This is a genomic window from Actinacidiphila rubida, assembly GCF_900110255.1.
GTDB classification, from domain to species: domain Bacteria; phylum Actinomycetota; class Actinomycetes; order Streptomycetales; family Streptomycetaceae; genus Actinacidiphila; species Actinacidiphila rubida.
In genome coordinates this window covers 114,749-132,591 of the sequence record NZ_FODD01000012.1, presented here as the reverse complement: position 1 = coordinate 132,591, position 17,843 = coordinate 114,749, and the positions used below count along the sequence as shown (strand labels likewise).

Annotated in this window: 6 protein-coding genes; all 6 read right to left on the bottom strand. The window is 73.5% G+C overall.

Annotated features, from left to right (window positions below):
• Window positions 1–33 precede the first annotated feature (33 nt).
• Window positions 34–876: a dimethylargininase gene (ddaH, locus tag BMW99_RS14255; RefSeq protein WP_069464611.1), complete on the bottom strand. Its 843-nt coding sequence runs from the start codon at window positions 874–876 to the stop codon at window positions 34–36.
• 149 nt (window positions 877–1,025) lie between these two features.
• Complete coding sequence (locus BMW99_RS14250) at window positions 1,026–1,571, bottom strand: GNAT family N-acetyltransferase (RefSeq protein ID WP_069464610.1); 546 nt, start codon at window positions 1,569–1,571, stop codon at window positions 1,026–1,028.
• Window positions 1,568–2,860: an MFS transporter gene (locus BMW99_RS14245; protein WP_069464609.1), complete on the bottom strand. Its 1,293-nt coding sequence runs from the start codon at window positions 2,858–2,860 to the stop codon at window positions 1,568–1,570. Before BMW99_RS14245 ends, BMW99_RS14250 begins: the two co-directional genes overlap by 4 nt.
• A 3-nt stretch (window positions 2,861–2,863) precedes the next feature.
• Window positions 2,864–16,411, bottom strand: a complete 13,548-nt coding sequence (locus tag BMW99_RS14240) for a non-ribosomal peptide synthetase (RefSeq protein WP_177226074.1) — start codon at window positions 16,409–16,411, stop codon at window positions 2,864–2,866.
• An 84-nt stretch (window positions 16,412–16,495) separates the two neighbouring features.
• On the bottom strand, window positions 16,496–17,491 hold the full coding sequence (locus BMW99_RS14235) for a TauD/TfdA family dioxygenase (protein ID WP_069464734.1): 996 nt from the start codon (window positions 17,489–17,491) through the stop codon (window positions 16,496–16,498).
• Window positions 17,492–17,496: 5 nt separating this feature from the next.
• Window positions 17,497–17,709 carry an MbtH family protein gene (locus BMW99_RS14230; protein ID WP_069464735.1) on the bottom strand — a complete coding sequence of 71 codons (213 nt, stop codon included), beginning with the start codon at window positions 17,707–17,709 and terminating at the stop codon, window positions 17,497–17,499.
• Window positions 17,710–17,843: the final 134 nt, after the last annotated feature.

The following is a 17,843-nucleotide window of genomic DNA, read 5'->3' as shown; positions in this document are numbered from 1 at the left end:
GGGCGCCGCGCGGCGACGTCCCCACGGGGCGGACTACCGCGCGTCGCGCAGTTCGAGCGTGCAGCACTTCACGCTGCCGCCGCCCTTGAGGAGTTCGGACAGGTCCACGCCGATCGGCTGGAAGCCCCGCTCGGCCAGCTGCGAGGCAAGGCCGGTGGCCGCCTCCGGGAGCACCACGTGGCGGCCGTCGCTCATGGCGTTCAGGCCGAAGACGTCCGCGTCCTGAGGGCTCGCCAGTACCGCCTCGGGGAAGAGCCGTTCCAGCACGGCCCGGCTGCCGGCCGAGAAGGCGGCCGGGTGGTACGCGACCAGATCCGGCGCGAGGACGGCCAGGGCGGTGTCCAGGTGGTAGAAGCGCGGGTCGACGAGTTCGAGCCCGATGACCGGCCGGCCGAAGAACTCCTGGGCCTCGGCGTGACTCGCACGGGCGCTGCGGAATCCGGTGCCGGCCAGGAGGTACGGGCCGGCCAGCAGGAAGTCCCCCTCGCCCTCGTTGATCTCGACCGGGTCCCGTGTGTCGCGGTAGCCCTGGTCGCGGAACCACCGCAGATAGGCGGGGCCTTCGGCGGCGCGCTGCCCGTTGCGGAACCGTGCTCCGAGCACCCTGCCGTCCACGACCGTGGCGCCGTTGGCCGCGTACACCATGTCCGGACAGCCGGGCAGCGGTTCGATCAGCTCGACGGTGTGGCCGAGGTCCCGGTAGACGGCGACCAGTTGCTGCCACTGCGTCACGGCCAGGCCGGTGTCGACGGGCTTGGCCGGGTCCATCCACGGGTTGATGGAGTAGGTCACGTCGAAGTGCTCCGGCGGGCACATCAGCAGCCGCATGTGCCGCGGGGTGCGGGGGGTCCGGGTCGGATTCTCGGTGGCGTTCATGGGGGACTCCTGGTGGTCCGTGGCGGAGGGACGGCGCGCGGGATCCGCGCGTGGGTACGGGGAACTGCGCGTGGTGCGGGGATCCGCGTGGTGCGGGGATCCGCATGGTGCGGGGTGAGGCCGGCCGGCGGCCCGGTCCGCGGGCGGGTTCAGAACTCGGGGCTCAGGAGGACGTCGTCGTGCCAGGGAGCGAGGCACTGGTAGCCGATCGCGTCCCGCCAGCGGCCGTTCACGTACACGTGTCCGTCCGACAGCCCGAACCGGCGGAAACCGATCCGTTCGAAGAGGTGCTGGGACGCGAGGTTGTCCGTGCGGACGAAGGCGGTGAGGCGGTGCAGGCCGAGTTCGTCGAAGGCGATCCCGAGGACGCTCCTCAGCGACCGGGAGGCCACCCCTCTGCCGACGTGGCCTTGGTCCACCCAGAGGCCGATCTCGCCCGCGCGCAGCGGTCCCATCGTGATGTGGTTGAGGTTCACCCGGCCCAGCGGACGGTCGCCGTCGACGATGAGCCAGGCCAGCAGGCGGCCGCTCCGGCTCTCGCGCAGCGTCGTCTCGACAGCCGCCCGCTGGCCTTCGGGGGTGTAGAAGTCGTCGGGCTCGTCGGGCTCCCAGGCCCGCAGATGCTCGCGGTTCTCGCGGTACAGACCGGCGAGGGCCGGGGCGTCCGCGGCCGTCAACGGCCGGATGCCGATCACGAGTCGGTCCGGGGGGCGGCGGGGAAGTCACGCTGTCCCCGCAGCGGGCTCGCCAGCAGCAGGACGCCGGCGCCGAGCAGTACGGCGGCCATGGTCCACAGGGCCGTCCGGGTGCCGAAGCCGGCACCGAGGAACCCGCCCAGGAGAGCGCCGAGCGGGATGGCGCTGTAGTTGACCGTGGACGCGGTGGCCCTGATCCTGCCGAGCATCCGACGGGGGCAGTACCCCTGGAAGAAGCTGCCGGCCAGGACATTGCCCGCGACCACTCCGGCGACCGCCAGGCCCCACGCGGCCACGCTCACCGCGAGCGGCACTCCGTCCATCCCGGCCAGCGGTACCAGGAACATCAGCGGTGCCACCACCAGCATGCAGACCAGCAGGCCGCGGGCGGCGCCGAACAGCCGGGCGACGCGCCCCGCGCAGCCCGCCCCGGCGAGACCGCCGAGACTGACCACCGCGAAGACCACCCCGATCCCGCCGGGGGAGAGCCCCACCGTGCGGAACAGGAAGACGGTCTGCACCGCCTGGATACCGTTGAGGGCCAGATTGCCGAGGGCACCGAAGCAGGCGAGCGTGCGCAGATAGGGGTCGCGGGCGACGAACCGGACGCCCTCGGCGATCTCCTTCCTGACGGGCTGCCGTTCGGTGACCGGCGGAGGCTGCTCGTCCGGGTGCACCCCGCTCAGCAGGAGGGCCGACACCAGGTAGGTGACGGCGTCGAAGAGGAGGCCGGTGACCGCGCCGACCGCCTGGACGAGCAGGCCCGCCACGCCCGGTCCGGCCACCTCCGCCGCCGACTCGCCGGCGCGCAGCTTGACGTTGGCCTCCAGCAGGTCCTCGGAGCGGACCAGCGAGGGCAGGACGGCTCCGTAGGCGGTGCTGAAGAACACCTTCACCGTGCCCGCGAGCAGCGCCACCGCCACCAACTGCCCGATGCCGAGGACCCCCGCCCAGTAGGCGACGGGAATGCTCCCGAACAGTACGGCCAGCAGCACGTCGCCCACGAGCATCACGCTGCGGCGGGGCCAGCGGTCCACCCAGGCACCGGCCGGCAGCCCGACGAGAAGCCACGGCACCCAGGCCGCAGCGGTCAGCACGCCCGTCATGACGGGGCTCGAACCGAGAACGACGACGGCGACGAGCGCCAGCGACACGTTGCCCACGGCCGTGCCCAGCCCGCTGGACGTCTCTCCGATCCACAGCCGGCGGAAGTCGCGGGCGGCCCACAGCCCCCAGCGCGTCGGCGGTGGCTGCACTGCCGCCACACCGTCGATGACACCCTGACTCATGGCTCACGCTCCGAGTTCGTCGTTGATCACGGTGCCGATCGCGGCGATCGGCACCTGGTGCGTCATGGCGCCGTGTGCGCAGTCCACGGCGTGGCTGGTGACCCGGCCCTCGATGTAGGGCAGCCACGCGTCGGCGTACGGCCACCCCTGCGGCTTGTCCGCGGTGGCGCCGAAGAACAGCGCGTCGCCGCGGAAGACGCCGGGGGTGTGCTCGCCCAGCAGGCGCTGGTGTGCGGCGAAGATCCGCGGCAACGTCTCCGCGGCGGTTCCGAACAGGGGTGTCAGGGCGTCGAGGCCCCCGGCGTTCGCCGGATCGTGGCCGAGCGACTCCAGCAGCGCGGCGCGCAGCGCGTCCGCGTCCACCGCCTCCCCCTCCGCCTCCGCCGGCCCGGGATCGCCGGTGCCGCCCGGTGTGACGGGATACCCGTCCAGCAGGGCGAGGAGGGCCACGTCCTCGCCTTCGGCCTGGAGCCCGACGGCGATCGCGTGGGCCGTCACGGCGCCCAGGGACCAGCCGAGGAGGTGATAGGGGCCCGAGGGCTGGACCGCGCGGATCTCCGCCAGATAGCCCGCGGCCATCTCCTCGATGCTGGACGGCGGTTGGGCGCCGGCCAGGACCTGGGACTGGAGGCCGTAGAGGGGCCGTGCGGAGTCGATGTGACGCAGCAGCCCGGAGTAGACCGAGCTGACGCCGGCCGCCGGGTGCAGGCAGAACAGCGGCGGGAGTGCGCCCCGGGGCCGCAGCGGCAGCATGGCCCCCAGGGCGTCCTGGGAACCGCCGCCGTCCCCGGTGGCGATGTGGTGAGCCAGTTCGGAGACGGTGGGGTGCTGGAAGACCGTGCGGATGGTGAGTTCGGCGCCGAGGGTGGTGCGGATGCGGCTGAGGAGCCGGCTGGCGAGGAGGGAGTGGCCGCCGAGGGCGAAGAAGTCGTCGTCCGGTGACACGTCGGGAAGGCCGAGGACGTCGGCGACGAGGTGGCAGAGGACGGTTTCCTGGGGGGTGCGGGGGGCCCGCCGGGGCTGGGCGCCGGTCGTGGCGCGGGGGTGGGGGAGGGCGGCGCGGTCGAGCTTTCCGTTGCGGGTGAGCGGGAGTTCGGGGAGGGGGATCACGGTGGCGGGAAGCATGTACGCGGGGAGGAGCTGGGCGAGGTGCCGGCGGAGGGCGGAGCCGTCGACGACCGGGTAGCCGTCGGTGTGGGGTGCGACGGCGTAGGCGACGAGCCGGGTGCCGCTGCTGTCGCCTCCGGATCCGTCGGGGAGGGGGGTGTGGGCGACGACCACGGCGCGGGTGACGTGGGGGTGGGAGGTCAGCGCGGTCTCGATCTCGGCGGGTTCGATGCGGTGGCCGCGGATCTTGATCTGGTGGTCGGTGCGGCCGAGGTATTCGATGTCGCCGTCCGGGCGGCGCCGGGCGACGTCGCCGGTGCGGTACATGCGCCGGCCGGGAGCGAAGGGCGAGGCGGTGAAGCGCTCCGCGGTGAGGGCCGGGCGGCCGAGGTATCCGCGCGCGAGGCCGGTGCCGGTGATGTAGAGCTCGCCGGGAACGCCCGGGGGGACGGGGTTGAGGTGGTCGTCGAGGATGTGGATCCCGGTGTTCGCCAGCGGCCGGCCGATCAGCGGCGCCCGGTCGGTGGAGACCAGCCGCGCCGCCGTGGACCACACCGTCGTCTCCGTGGGCCCGTAGAGGTTGACGGCCTCCGCGCCGATCTCGCACATGCGGGTCGCGAGCGCCGACGGCAGCGCCTCCCCGCCCGTGAGCAGGCGCATCCCGCGGAAGTGCTCGGCGTGGTCGTCGAGCACCGACTGCCACAGGCTGGGAGTCGCTTCCATCACCGTGACGCCCGAGCGCACCGCGAGGGAGGCCAGGGCGGCGGGGTCGCGGACCTCGTCGTCCTCGGCGACGACCACCGACGCGCCGGCGAGCAGGGGCAGGTAGATCTCGGGTACGGAGATGTCGAACGAGGGCGTCGCGACGGCCAGCATGCGGTCCCGGGCGGTGAGCGGGAAGCGCTCGGCCATCCAGGTCAGCAGGTTCGTCAGGCCCCCGTGGGTGACGACGACGCCCTTGGGGCGGCCGGTCGACCCGGAGGTGTGGATGACGTAGGCCGCGTGATGCGGGGACAGCCGGGCCACGGGGAAGCCGCCGCCCTCCCCGGCACCGGTCCTGGCGTCGCCGCCGCCGTCCGCGTCGTCCTCGACGAGCAGCACCTCGGCGTCCGGCACGGTGAGGTCCACGTCCGCCCGGGTCACCGCGAGCCGGGGGCCGGCTTCGGCGATGATCGCCTCGAGGCGGCGTCGTGGCTGGTGAGGATCGAGGGGCAGGTACGCGGCACCGGTTCTGAGCACGGCGAGCGCGGCCACCCAGAAGTCCGGCGACCGTGGCAGGGCGAGGGCGACCAGTGTCTCGGGTCCCGCGCCCGCGGCGGCCAGCCGGCGGGCGAGCCGGTCGGCGCGGCCGTCCAGCTCCGCGTAGGTCAGCTCCCGCGGTCCGTGCACCAGGGCGACGGCGTCGGGTGTGCGCCGGACCTGGGCGGCGAACAGCTGCGCCACGGTGAGTTCCGGGACGGTCCGGGTGGTGGCGGCCCCGGCCGCCAGCAGGCGCCGCTCGTCCGGCCCGAGGACGTCGAAACCGCCCAGCGGGCGTTCGGGCCGCTCCGCGATGTCGCTGAGCAGCCGTTCCAGCGCTGCCGCGAGCCGGCGGGCCGTCGCCTCGTCGAAGAGGTCGGCCGCGTACTCCAGGGCTCCGCCGATGCCGGCCGGCAGCCCCTGGGCGTCGTGCGTCTCGCCGAGGCCGAGCAGAAGGTCGAACTTGGCGGTCCCGCCTTCCTCCATCGGCTCGAAAGAGGCGTCGAGGTACGGGAGGCCGGGGTCGGCGGCAGCGGTGTTGTTGACGGCCAGCATGACCTGGAAGAGCGGGTGGCGGGTGAGCGAGCGCGGGGGGTTGAGGTCCTCCACGAGCTTTTCGAAGGGGGTGTCCTGGTGCGCGTAGGCGGCGAGGTTGGCGCTGCGGACGCGGGCGAGGAGTTCGGTGAAGGTGGGCCGGCCGTGCAGGTCCGTGCGCAGGACGAGGGTGTTGGCGAAGTAGCCGGCCAGGTCGTCGAGGGCGTTGTCGAGGCGGCCGGCGATGGGGGTGCCGATGGGGATGTCGGTGCCGGCTCCGTGGCGGTGCAGGAGCGTCGCCAGCCCGGCCTGCAGGACCATGAACATCGTGACGCCCTGCTCGCGGGCCAGTTGGTGGAGCCTGCGATGGGTGGCGGCGTCGATCGCCACCGGGACGGTCGCGCCGCGGTGACTGGCCACCGCCGGGCGGGACCGGTCGGCGGGCAGGGGGAGTTCGTCGGGCAGGCCGGCCAGGGTGTGGCGCCAGAACCGCAGTTGCCGTCCGAGCAGGCTGCCGGGGTCGTCCTCCGCGCCGAGGGTGTCCCGTTGCCAGAGGGCGTAGTCGGCGTACTGCACGGGGAGCGCCGTCCAGTCGGGGGTGCGGCCTTCGACCCGTGCCCCGTAGGCCGTTCCCAGATCGCGCACCAGCGGCCGCAGTGACCAGCCGTCACTGGCGATGTGGTGCATGACCAGCACGAGGACCGACTCCTCGGGGCCGGCGGGCGACGCCGCCCCGGCAGGCTCCCGGGGGATCAGGTAGGCGTGCAGGGGCAGGTCGGTGGCGAGGTCGAAGACGTGCTGGGTCACCTCCTGCGGGGCGCGGTCGGTGACGGTCAGCAGCGGCCCGGGGACGTCGTCGAGGATCCGCTGGTACGGGGTTCCGTCGTGGGCCTCGAAGACGGTGCGCAGCGCCTCGTGGCGTCGCACCACGTCCCCCAGCGCCGCTTCGAGCGCGGTGGCGTCGATCCGGCCGCGCAGTCGCAGGCCCAGCGACACGTTGTAGGTGGGGCTCGGCCCCTCGACCTGGCCGATGAACCACAGGCGTTGCTGGGCGTAGGAGACCGGTACCCGTTCGGGGCGCTCGCGGGGAGCAAGGGCGGGCCGGGCGGTACCGCCCGCCAGGTGTCCGGCCAGGGCGGCCGGTGTCGGGTTCTGGAAGAGGTCGCCGATGGTGGGTTCGCAGCCGAGGGCGGAACGGACGCGGCTGATCAGCCGCGTGGCGAGCAGGGAGTGGCCGCCGAGCTCGAAGAAGTCGTCGTCGGCGGACACGGTGTCGGTCGTCAGGCCGAGGACCTCGGCGAACAGGCCGCAGAGGATCTGTTCCTGCGGGGTGCGGGGGGCGCGGCCGCCGGAGGCCACCGCGGTCGGGGCGGGCAGCGCCCGGCGGTCCACCTTCCCGCTGCTGTTCAGGGGGAAGGCGTCGAGGACCGTCACGGCGGACGGCACCATGAAGCCCGGCAGTGACGCCGCCGCCAGCCGCCGCAGGTCGGCGGCCAGATCGGCCCGGGGCCCGGCCGCCGTGCAGTAGGCGACGAGCTGCCGGCTGCCGGGTGTGTCCTCGCGGACGGTGACGATGGCGTGCTGGACGTCCGGGTGGCGTCCCAGGACCGCTTCGATCTCGCCGAGTTCTATCCGGAAGCCGCGGATCTTGACCTGGTCGTCGACGCGGCTGTGGAAGACCAGCTGGCCGTCGGGGCGCCAGCGCACGATGTCGCCGGTGCGGTACATGCGCTGACCGGGGGCGAACGGGCACGCCACGAAGCGCTCCGCGGTCAGGCCCGGTTGCGCCGCGTAGCCGTGGGCGAGGCCGGCTCCGGACAGGTAGAGCTCGCCGCGGACCCCCGGTGCGACGGGGCGCAGCCGCTCGTCCAGGACGTGGAGCACGGTGTTGGCCGCCGGGGGGCCGATGGGCGGGGTGGCGGCGGACTCCCGCAGCGGGCGGCTGATCGTGGCGCAGACCGTGGACTCCGTGGGCCCGTAGCCGTTGACGATCCGCCGGCCGGGGGCCCAGCGGGCGACGAGCTCGTTCGGGACGGCCTCGCCGACCAGGGTCAGCACCCGGACGGAGGGCAGGTCGCCGGGTTCCAGCGGGGCGAGCGCCGCGGGCGGCAGAATGAGGTGGGTCACGTCGAAGTGACGGACGGTGCCCACCAGTTCGGGCCCGATCGCGAGCCTTTCGGGCGGCGCCACCACGAGTGTCGAGCCGGTCAGCAGCGCACCCATCGTCTCACCCACCGACCCGTCGAAGCTGGGGGAGGCCAACTGGAGGACGCGGTCGCCGGCGCCCAGCGCGAGGCGCTCGGCCAGTGTGTGGACGAGGCTGCCCAGGCCGCGGTGCGGGACCACGACACCCTTGGGCCGGCCGGTCGATCCGGAGGTGTAGATGACGTAGGCGGCGTCCGCGGGTGTCAGGTGCGCCGTCCGGTCGTCGTCGGTCAGGTCGTGCCCCGGGAGGGCGGCGAGGCCGGCGATGGTCGACGGGTCGTCGAGCACGATCGCCGGCACGGCGGCGGCGCGGGCTCCGGGCAGCCTGACCGCGGTCTCGCCGAGCAGCAGCTCCGGGCCGGTGTTCCCCAGGACGTAGTCGATGCGGTCGGCCGGGTGCGCCGGGTCGATCGGCAGGTAGGCGGCGCCGGCCTTGAGCACGGCGAGCTGGGCCACGGTGTTGGCCAGCGAGCGGCGCAGGGCCAGGGCCACGGTGTGCCCCGGGCCCGCGCCGCGGGCGACCAGCTCGCGGGCGAGCCGGTTGGCCGCCGCGTCGACCTCCGCGTACGTGTGCTCGCCGTCCTCGTCCAGGACGGCCACGGCACCGGGCGTGCGGGCCACCTGGGCGCGGAACAGTTCGGGGATGGTCGCGACCAGGCCGGGCACCGCGGAGTCCGTCCACCGCCGCAGCGTGTCCCGCTCGGCCGCGGACAGGAGGTCCAGAGAGCCGAGCCGGGCGCCGGGCCGGTCCGCGACCAGGGTGAGCAGCCGGACCAGGCGGTCGGCCATGGCCTGCACGGTGTCCGCGTCGAAGAGGTCGGTGGCGAAGTCCACGGCGCAGTCGATCCCGGCGGGGGTGCCGTCGCAGGTGTACGACTCCTCCAGGACGAAGTTGAGGTCGAAGCGGGCACCGCCGGCGCCCGTCGGCTGCGCGATCGCCTCGAGCCCGGCCAGTTCGAGGTCGGCGTGCTCGTTGTTCTGCAGGACCAGCATCACCTGGAACAGCGGGTGCCTGGACTGCGAACGCGGCGGGTTCAGCTCCTCGACCAGGCGCTCGAACGGCAGGTCCTGGTGGGTGTAGGCGGCCAGGTCCGTCTCCCGCACCCTCTCCAGCAGCTCCCCGAAGGTCGGGTCGCCCGAGGTGTCGGTGCGCAGCACCAGGGTGTTGACGAAGAAGCCGACCAGATCGTCCAGTGCCTCGTCGGGGCGTCCGGCCAGCACGGTGCCGAGCGGGATGTCGGTGCCGGCGCCGAGCCGGGTGAGCAGCGCCGCCACCGCCGCCTGGAGCACCATGAACAGGGACACCCGGTGGCCGCGGGCCAGTGCGGTGAGTCCGGCGTGCAGGCCGGCGTCCAGCGGTACGGCCACCCGGCCGCCGCGGTGCCCGGTCGTGGCGGCGCGCGGCCGGTCGGTCGGGAGCGGAAGCTCCTCGGGCAGCCGGGCGAGGGCGGACCGCCAGAAGTCCAGCTGGCGCGCGAAGAGGCTGTCCGGATCGTCCTCGGAGCCGAGCAGCTCCCGCTGCCACAGCGTGTAGTCGGCGTACTGCACGGGCAGTGGGGTGAAGGCCGGGGCGCGGTCCGCGCACCGCGCGCTGTAGGCGTCGGCCAGGTCCTTGGAGAGCGGACCCATGGACCAGCCGTCGCTGGCGATGTGATGCATGACCAGCAGCAGGAGATGGTCCTCGGCGGAGACGCGCAACACGGTGGCGCGCAGCGGCAGTTCGCGGGCGAGGTCGAACGGGCGCGCGGCGGCCGTGTCGAGCGCGGCCGGGAGCTCGTCCTCGGTGCAGGACAGCAGGTCCACGACGGGATGGGCGTCGGCGGCGGGCAGGATTCGCTGGACGGGTTCACCCGCGACCTCGGCGAAGACCGTGCGCAGGCTCTCGTGCCGGGCCGTCAGGTCGGCCAGCGCGCCGGTGAGTGCGGCGACGTCCAGGCGGCCGCGCAGGCGGAGCGCCATCGGCACGTTGTAGAGGGCGTTCGGTCCCTCCATGCGATCGATCAGCCACAGGCGCCGCTGTGCGAAGGACAGCGGGACCGCCGCCGGGCGGGGCCGTGCGGTCAGGGCCGCCCGTGCCGCGTGCTCGCCCGTACCGATGTGCCGGGCGAGTTCGGCGATGGTGGGATTCTGGAAGACGCTCCGGACGGTCAGCTCGGCACCGAGGGTGGAGCGGATCCGGCTGAGCAGCCGCGTGGCCAGCAGCGAGTGGCCGCCCAGGGCGAAGAAGTCGTCGTCCGGCGACACCTGGGGCCGGCCGAGGACCTCCGCCACGAGACCGCACAGGATCGCCTCCTGCGGGGTCCGCGGCGCCCTCGCCCCGACCACGGCACCGGACTCCGGCCGCGGCAACGCCGCCCGGTCCAGTTTCCCGTTCGCCGTCAGCGGCAGCTCCTCCATCGGAACCACCACCGCCGGGACCATGTACGGCGGCAGAGCGGCCACCAGGTGCTTGCGCAGGGCACCCCCGTCCACCACCGGCCGGCCCTGCGCGTGCTCCACGACCGCGTACGCCAGCAACCGCACGTTTCCGCCGGACGGGCCACCGCCGGCTCCGTCGGCGATCACCACCGCCTGGGACACCCGCGGATGTCCCGCGAGTACGACCTCGATCTCCCCGGGCTCGATCCGGTGGCCGCGGATCTTGATCTGGTGGTCGGTGCGTCCCAGGTACTCGACGTCGCCGCCGGCCCGGCGCCGCGCCAGGTCGCCCGTGCGGTACATCCGCTCGCCGGGCACGAACGGCGATGCCACGAACCGCCCGGCCGTCAGCCCCGGGCGTCCCAGGTACCCGCGCGCGATCCCGGCACCGGCGATGTACAGCTCACCCGCGACGCCGGGCGCCACCGGGACCAGACCCTCGTCCAGCACGTACACCCGAGTGTTCGCCAGCGGCCGGCCGATCGACGGCTCCGCGGTGTCGGAGAGCCGGGCGTGGAGCGCGTCCACGGTGTACTCGGTGGGTCCGTACAGGTTGTGGGCCTCCGTGCCCTCGGACTCCCGCAGGGCCGTCCACAGGGCCTGGCCGGCGGCTTCGCCGCCGAGCATCAGCAGGGGCATCCGGCGCCGCTCCAGCAGTCCCTCCGCGAGGAGCTGTTCTGCGTAGGTCGGGGTGAGGTCCATGACGTCGACGGCGGCGTCGGCGACGTAGCGGACGACACCGGTGATGTCGCGCCGGTCCTCGTCACCCAGGACGTGCAGCTCGTGGCCGGCGACCATCCACAGGATGCCTTCGAGGGAGGTGTCGAAGGACAGCGACGCCGTCAGCGCGAACCTGAACCGCCGTCCGGGGTGGTCGTGTTCGGCACCCCCGATGATCCGGCTCCGGTGGAAGGCGTAGAGGTTCGCCAGGCCGCCGTGGGTGACGACGACCCCTTTGGGGCGGCCGGTCGACCCGGAGGTGTAGATGAGGTAGGCGGCGTGGGCCGGTGACACCGGGGCGACGGGGAAGGCGCCGCCGTCGCCGCGTCCGGTGCCGCCGTGCGTGCCGCCGTGGGTGTCTCCGTCGGCGTGGATCAGCGGAACGGCCGCCAGCGCGGCGGGCGCCGGCCAGTCCCGCGAGGTGATCGCCAGAGCGGGACGGGCGTCGTCGATCATGTACGCGATCCGGTCGGCGGGGTACTCCGCGTCCAGCGGCAGGTAGGCCGCTCCCGCCTTCAGGACGGCGAGCATGCCCACGACCGACTCCGTCGACCGCGGCAGGGCGAGGGCGACGACGGTCTCGGGACCGACGCCGGACTCGGCCAGGCGGTACGCCAACCGGTCGCTCGCCGCGTCGAGTTCGGCGAAGGTCAGCCGGACCGGACCGTGCACGAGGGCCGTGGCGTCCGGGGTGCGCCGGACCTGTGCCGAGAAGATCTCGGTCACCGTCTCGGGGCCGGTGGCGAGCGCCGTGTCGTTCCACGCGTCGAGCATCCGGCGGTCGTCGGGCAGCGCCACGTCCACGGCGGCGACCGGCCGCCCGGGGTCCGCGGCCACCTGCCGGAGGACGGAGACGAGTCCGTCTGCCAGCCGCCGCGCGGTCGACGCGTCGAAGAGGTCGGTGGCGTACTCCAGCGCGCCGTGGAACCCGGCCGGCTCGCCGTCCTCGTGGTCCTCCTGGAGGTTGAAGGTGAGGTCGAAGGTCGAGGCGGTGATGCCGGTGTGGTCGAAGGCTGCCCGCAGGTGGGGGAAGTCGAGGGTGGCGGCGGAGGTGTTGTTCATCGCCAGCATCACCTGGAAGAGCGGATGCCGGGCCAGCGAACGGGCCGGGTTCAGCTCCTCCACCAGCTTCTCGAACGGCGTGTCCTGATGGGCGTACGCCGCCAGATCCGCCGCCCGTGTCCGCTCCAGCACCTGCGCGAACGACGGCCGTCCGCGCAGATCGGACCGCAGCACCAGCGTGTTCGCGAAATATCCCGCCAGGTCGTCCAGCGCGTCGTCGAGGCGGCCCGCGACCGGCGTGCCGATCGGGATGTCCGTTCCCGCGCCGTGCCGGTGCAGCAGGGTCGCCAACGCCGCCTGCAGCACCATGAACACCGTCACACCGTGGTCCCGCGCGACCCGCAGCAGCCCACGATGGATCGCGGCGTCCACCTCCACCGCAACCGCGGCACCGCGGTAGCTGGCCACCTGCGGACGCGGCCGGTCCACCGGCAGCGCGAGCTCGTCCGGCAGACCGTCCAGCGCACCCCGCCAGAACTCCAGCTGCCGGCTCAGCACGCTTCCCGGATCGTCCTCGGATCCCAGCAACTCCCGCTGCCACAGCGCGTAGTCCGCGTACTGCACGGGCAGGGACGCCCACAGCGGGGCGCGACCCTCGACCCGCGCCCCGTACGCCACGCCCAGATCGCGCACCAGGGGCCGCAACGACCATCCGTCACTGGCGATGTGATGCATGACCAGCACCAGCACGTACTCGCCGCCGGGCTCATCGGGTTCAGCCGGCGCGTTCGGCCCGTTCCGCCCTTCCGGTCCTCGCGGGATCAGATACGCGTGCACCGGCACGTCGGCCGCCAGATCGAAGACGTGCCCCACCACCTGCGACACGTCCCGGTCCGTCACCGTCAGCAGCCCGCCCGGCACCTCCCGTTCGTCCAGCACCCGCTGGTACGGGGTACCGTCGCGCTCCACGAACACCGTACGCAGCGACTCGTGCCGGCCCACCACGTCGCGCAGCGCCGCCTCCAGCGCCGCAGCGTCCACCGCGCCACGCAACCGCAGCGCCAGCGACACGTTGTAGGTCGCACTCGGCCCCTCCACCTGGCCGATGAACCACAGCCGTTGCTGCGCGAAGGACACCGGCAGCCGCTCGGGCCGCTCCCGGCGGACCAGCCGCGGCCGGCCGCCCCCGGCCACCAGCCGCTCCACCAGTGCGGCGACCGTGGGCGCCTGGAACAGGTCCCCGATCGACAGCTCCCCACCGACCGTCGCCCGCACCCGGGAGACCAGCCGGGTCGCGAGCAGCGAGTGCCCGCCCAACTCGAAGAAGTCGTCGTCGATGCCCACCGTCTCCGCCGGCAGACCCAGCACGTCGGCGAACAGACCGCACAGGATCTGCTCCTGCGGCGAACGCGGCCCCCGGCCACCCGGCGCCGCCCCCGCCGGTGCCGGCAGGGCCTGCCGGTCCACCTTGTCGTTGGCGGTGGTGGGGATCCGGTCCAGGACCATCACCGTCGGGACCATGTAGCCGGGCAGGTTCCCGGTCGCGTACCGCCTGAGCTGCTCGGCCAGGTCGGGCTGCTCGCCGGCCGGGGTGACGTAGGCGACGAGTTGCCTGCTGCCGGGGGTGTCCTCGCGCGCGACCAGGACGATGCGGCCCACCCCCGGGTGGCGGCCGAGGACCGCCTCGATCTCGCCGAGCTCGATCCGGAAACCCCGGATCTTCACCTGGTCGTCCACCCGGCCGTGGAAGACGATGCGGCCGTCGGCACGCCACCGCACCACGTCCCCGGTCCGGTACATCCGTTCCCCCGGCACGAAGGGCGACGCCACGAAACGCTCCGCCGTCAGCCCCGGACGCCGTACGTACCCGCGGGCCACGCCCGCCCCGGCGACGTACAACTCGCCGTGGACACCCGGTGCCACCGGGCGCAGGCCCGCGTCGAGGACGTACACCCTCGTGTCGTCCAGCGGGGTGCCGATCGGCACCGCTTCCGCGGTGAGGTCGGTCTCGGCCAGGTCGTGACGGGTGGCGGCGGTGGTCACCTCGGTCGGGCCGTAGAGGTTGACGAGCCGCAGCTCCGGGTTGGCCTGCCGGACGCGGCGCATCGCGGAGACCGAGGCGGTGTCACCGCCGGTGTGCACCGCGCGGAGCCCGGCGAAGGCCTCCGGGTCCTCCTCGGCGACCAGGTCGAACAGGCCCTTGGTGAGGAAGACGTGGTTCACGCCGTGGTGTGCGGTGGCGTCCCGCAGCACACCGGCGTCCACGGCGCCTTCCTCGGCGACCACGACGGCGCCGCCGTTGAGCAGGGGCGTCCACAACTCGTAGGTGGAGGCGTCGAAGGCGTGCGGGGAGTGCAGCAGCATCCGGTCGGACGGGCCGAAGCCCGGGCCCCGGTCGGTGGCGAACGCGACCACGTCGGCGTGGCAGATGGCGACGCCCTTGGGCAGCCCGGTGGAGCCGGAGGTGTACATCACGTACGCCAGCCGCCCGGGCCGGATCCCGACCGCCGGGTCGGTGGACGTGTGCGCCTCGGTGGCCGGGTGCGCGTCGGGGGCGTCGGGGGCGAGGACGGTGACCGCGGTGCCGGACAGGTCCAGGTCGCCGGTGCCGCGATCGGTGAGCAGCACCTTGGTGCCGGCGTCGGCCAGGAGCCAGGCCACCCGATCCGGCGGCAGGCTGTCGTGCAGGGGAAGGTAGGCCCCGCCGGCCTTCAGCACGGCGAGGGTGGCCACCACCAGCTCGGCCGACCTGCGGACCCGCAGCGCGACCGTGTCCTCCGGACCGACCCCGAGGGAGATCAGGTGGTGGGCGAGCCGGTTGGCGCGGACGTCGAGTTCGGCGTAGGTCAGATCGCCGGTGCCGGTGCCGGTGCCGGTCACCGCGAGGGCGTGCGGGCGCAGGGCCACCTGGGCGGCGAAGGCGGAGGTGATGCTGTCGGCGGTGCGCGACGTGGCGGTGGCGTTCCACTCGTGCAGGATCCGGGACCGGTCGCCGGCGGACAGCAGCTCGTACCCGCTGATCGGCCGGTCGGGGTCGGTCGCCGCGGCGGCCAGCAGGCGCAGCAGCTGGGCCGTCATCGACTCGACCGTGGCGGCGTCGAAGAGGTCGGTGCTGTACTCGACCGCGCCCAGGATCCCGGCTGGGGTGCCGTCCGGGCCGAAGGTCTCCTCCATACCGATGTTGAGGTCGAACTTCGCGACCCGCAGACCGAGCGGTTCGGGGGTGGCTCGGACCCCCGGCAGCTCCAGCCGGGCCGGTTCGTTGTTCTGGAGGGCGAGGATCACCTGGAAGAGCGGATGGCGGGACTGGGAACGGGCGGGGCTGAGTTCCTGCACGAGCCGCTCGAACGGCAGGTCCTGGTGTTCGTGGGCGTCCAGCTGCACGGCGCGCGCCTGCCGGACGAGGTCGCGGAAGGTGGGGTCGCCGGAGGTGTCGGTGCGCAGGACCAGGGTGTTGACGAAGAAGCCGACCAGGTCCTCCAGCGCCTCCTCGGACCGGCCGGCCAGCACGGTGCCCAGCGGAATGTCGGTACCGGCGCCGAGTCGTGTGAACAGCGCGGCCCAGCCGGCCTGGAGGACCGCGAACAGGGTGGCCCGGTGCTCGCGGGCCAGGGCGGCGAGCGCGCGGTGGGTGCCGGCGTCCACCCGGAAGCGGTGACCGTCGGCACCGCCTCCGGCCACGACGGGCCGCATGCGGTCGGCCGGCAGGTCGAGTTCCTCGGGGATGCCCGCCAGGACGGTCCGCCAGTGGGCGAGCTGACGGTTCAGCAGGCTGCCGGGGTCGTCGTCGCTGCCGAGCAGTTCGCGCTGCCAGGCCGCGAAGTCGGTGTACTGCAGGGGCAGCGCCTCCCAGCGGGGGGCGCTGCCCGTGGCGCGTGCGGTGTAGGCGGTGGTGAGGTCGCGCAGCAGGACGCCCTGGGACCAGCCGTCGCCGGCGATGTGGTGGAGGACGACGAGCAGGACGTGCTCGTCGTCGCCGAGGGAGAAGACCGTGACCCGGATCGGGAGGTCCCGCTCGAGGTCGAAGGCGTACCCGGCCGCCGCGTCGCGGAGCGCCGGGTACGCCTCCGGCGTGCAGGTGACGGTGTCGAAGACGGTCTCCGTCCCCGCGGCCACCACCTGCTGCACCGGTACGCCGTCGACCGTGGGGAAGACGGTGCGCAGCGTCTCGTGCCGGGCCGTCACGTCCGCCACGGCCGCGCGCAGCGCGGCCGGATCCAGGCCGCCCGCCAGGCGCAGGGCGAACGGCAGGTTGTAGAGGGCGCTGGGTCCGTCGATCTGCTGGATCAGCCACAGACGCTGCTGCGCAAACGAAGCCGGGTTCACGGTCTCTTCCTTTACTTCGGATCCACGGGGGAGGCGGTGTGCGGTGTGGCGCGGCGGGCGGGTCCGCACAGGGCCGGGGGCCGTTCAGACGGCGGCGGCCACCGGGTGGACACTGGGCCGGCAGTCCATGAGGTCGATCGGCTCGCCCATGGCGACGGCGATCTTGCGGTCCCCCGAGAAGGGGTCGCGGCCGTGAGCGCAAAGGATGTTGTCGACCAGCATGACGTCGCCGCGCTGCCACGTTCGGCGGACCGTGGCGGCGTCGTAGGCGGCGTTGATCAGGTCGACGTCCTCCCGGGTCAGGGGTTCGCCGTCGCCGAATCCCGTGTTGAACGGCAGGCCGTCCGGGCCGAACTCCTCGGTCAGGGCGGTGCGGATGTCCTCCTGCAGGGACCACTCGTTCCAGAAGGCCAGGTGGTTGAACCAGACCTCCTCGCCGGTCGTGGGGTGCGAGAGGGTGCCGGAGCGCAGCTGGCGCGTGCGCAGCCGGCCGTCCTCCAGCCAGTCCACGGCGATGTGGTTCTCGGCGCAGTAGGCGGCGACCTCCGCGGGGTCGTCGGTGCCGAAGGCGCTCCGCCAGTCGAGGGACACGTAGGGCGAGTAGGTGCGGGTCAGGCTCCAGCCGTGGGACCGCATGCGGTCGGCGATCCGCTCCGGCAGGTTCCGCAGCACCGCGCGGCAGTCGGCGACGGGCGTCGCGCCGCCGACCGGCGGTTCCACCAGACAGGCGAAGAGCAGCTTCCCGGGGAAGGTGAGGGTGTAGCTGTTCTCGTTGTGCATCCGGATGGACTGGCTGGGCGGCAGGTCCGTGGAGGAGGCCACGCCGTGCCCGAAGTCACTGCGGGGGGTGGCCTTCTCGCGATAGGGCGTCGACTCGGGGATGAGGATGTCGCGCACCGCCGCGACGTCCTCCACGGTGGCGACCGGCAGGCCCCGCAGGAAGACGGTTCCGTGGGTGTGCAGGGCCGCCTGCACCTCCGGCAGGTTGCGGCGCAGCCAGGCCGCGGCCCCGTCCATGCTGCCCAGGCCCGCGGCGTGCGTCGTGGCCGGGCTGCCCGGTGTGATCTCCCAGGTCAGCATCGGTGTCACCGCCCGCCGAGCGAGGCCAGCAGGCTGGCGGGGCGGATGTCGGTCCAGTTCTCCTCGATGTAGTCGAGGCAGTTCTTCCGGGTGTCCTCCTCCAGGACGACCGTCCAGCCGTCCGGGACATCGATCCAGGACGGCCAGAGCGAGTGCTGGTTCTCGTCGTTCACCAGGACCTTGTAGAGACCTGTCTCGTCCTCGAAGGGGTTCGACATGGCGGGATGCTCCTTGGGAATCGTCGGAAGGGCTCGGAAAGGGCCGGAAGGCTCCGAGGGATCCTTCTCGGGAAGTGATTCGAATATAGGAATGCGGTGATCAGGCGAGCGGCAGAAGGCCAGGCAGAAGAGCG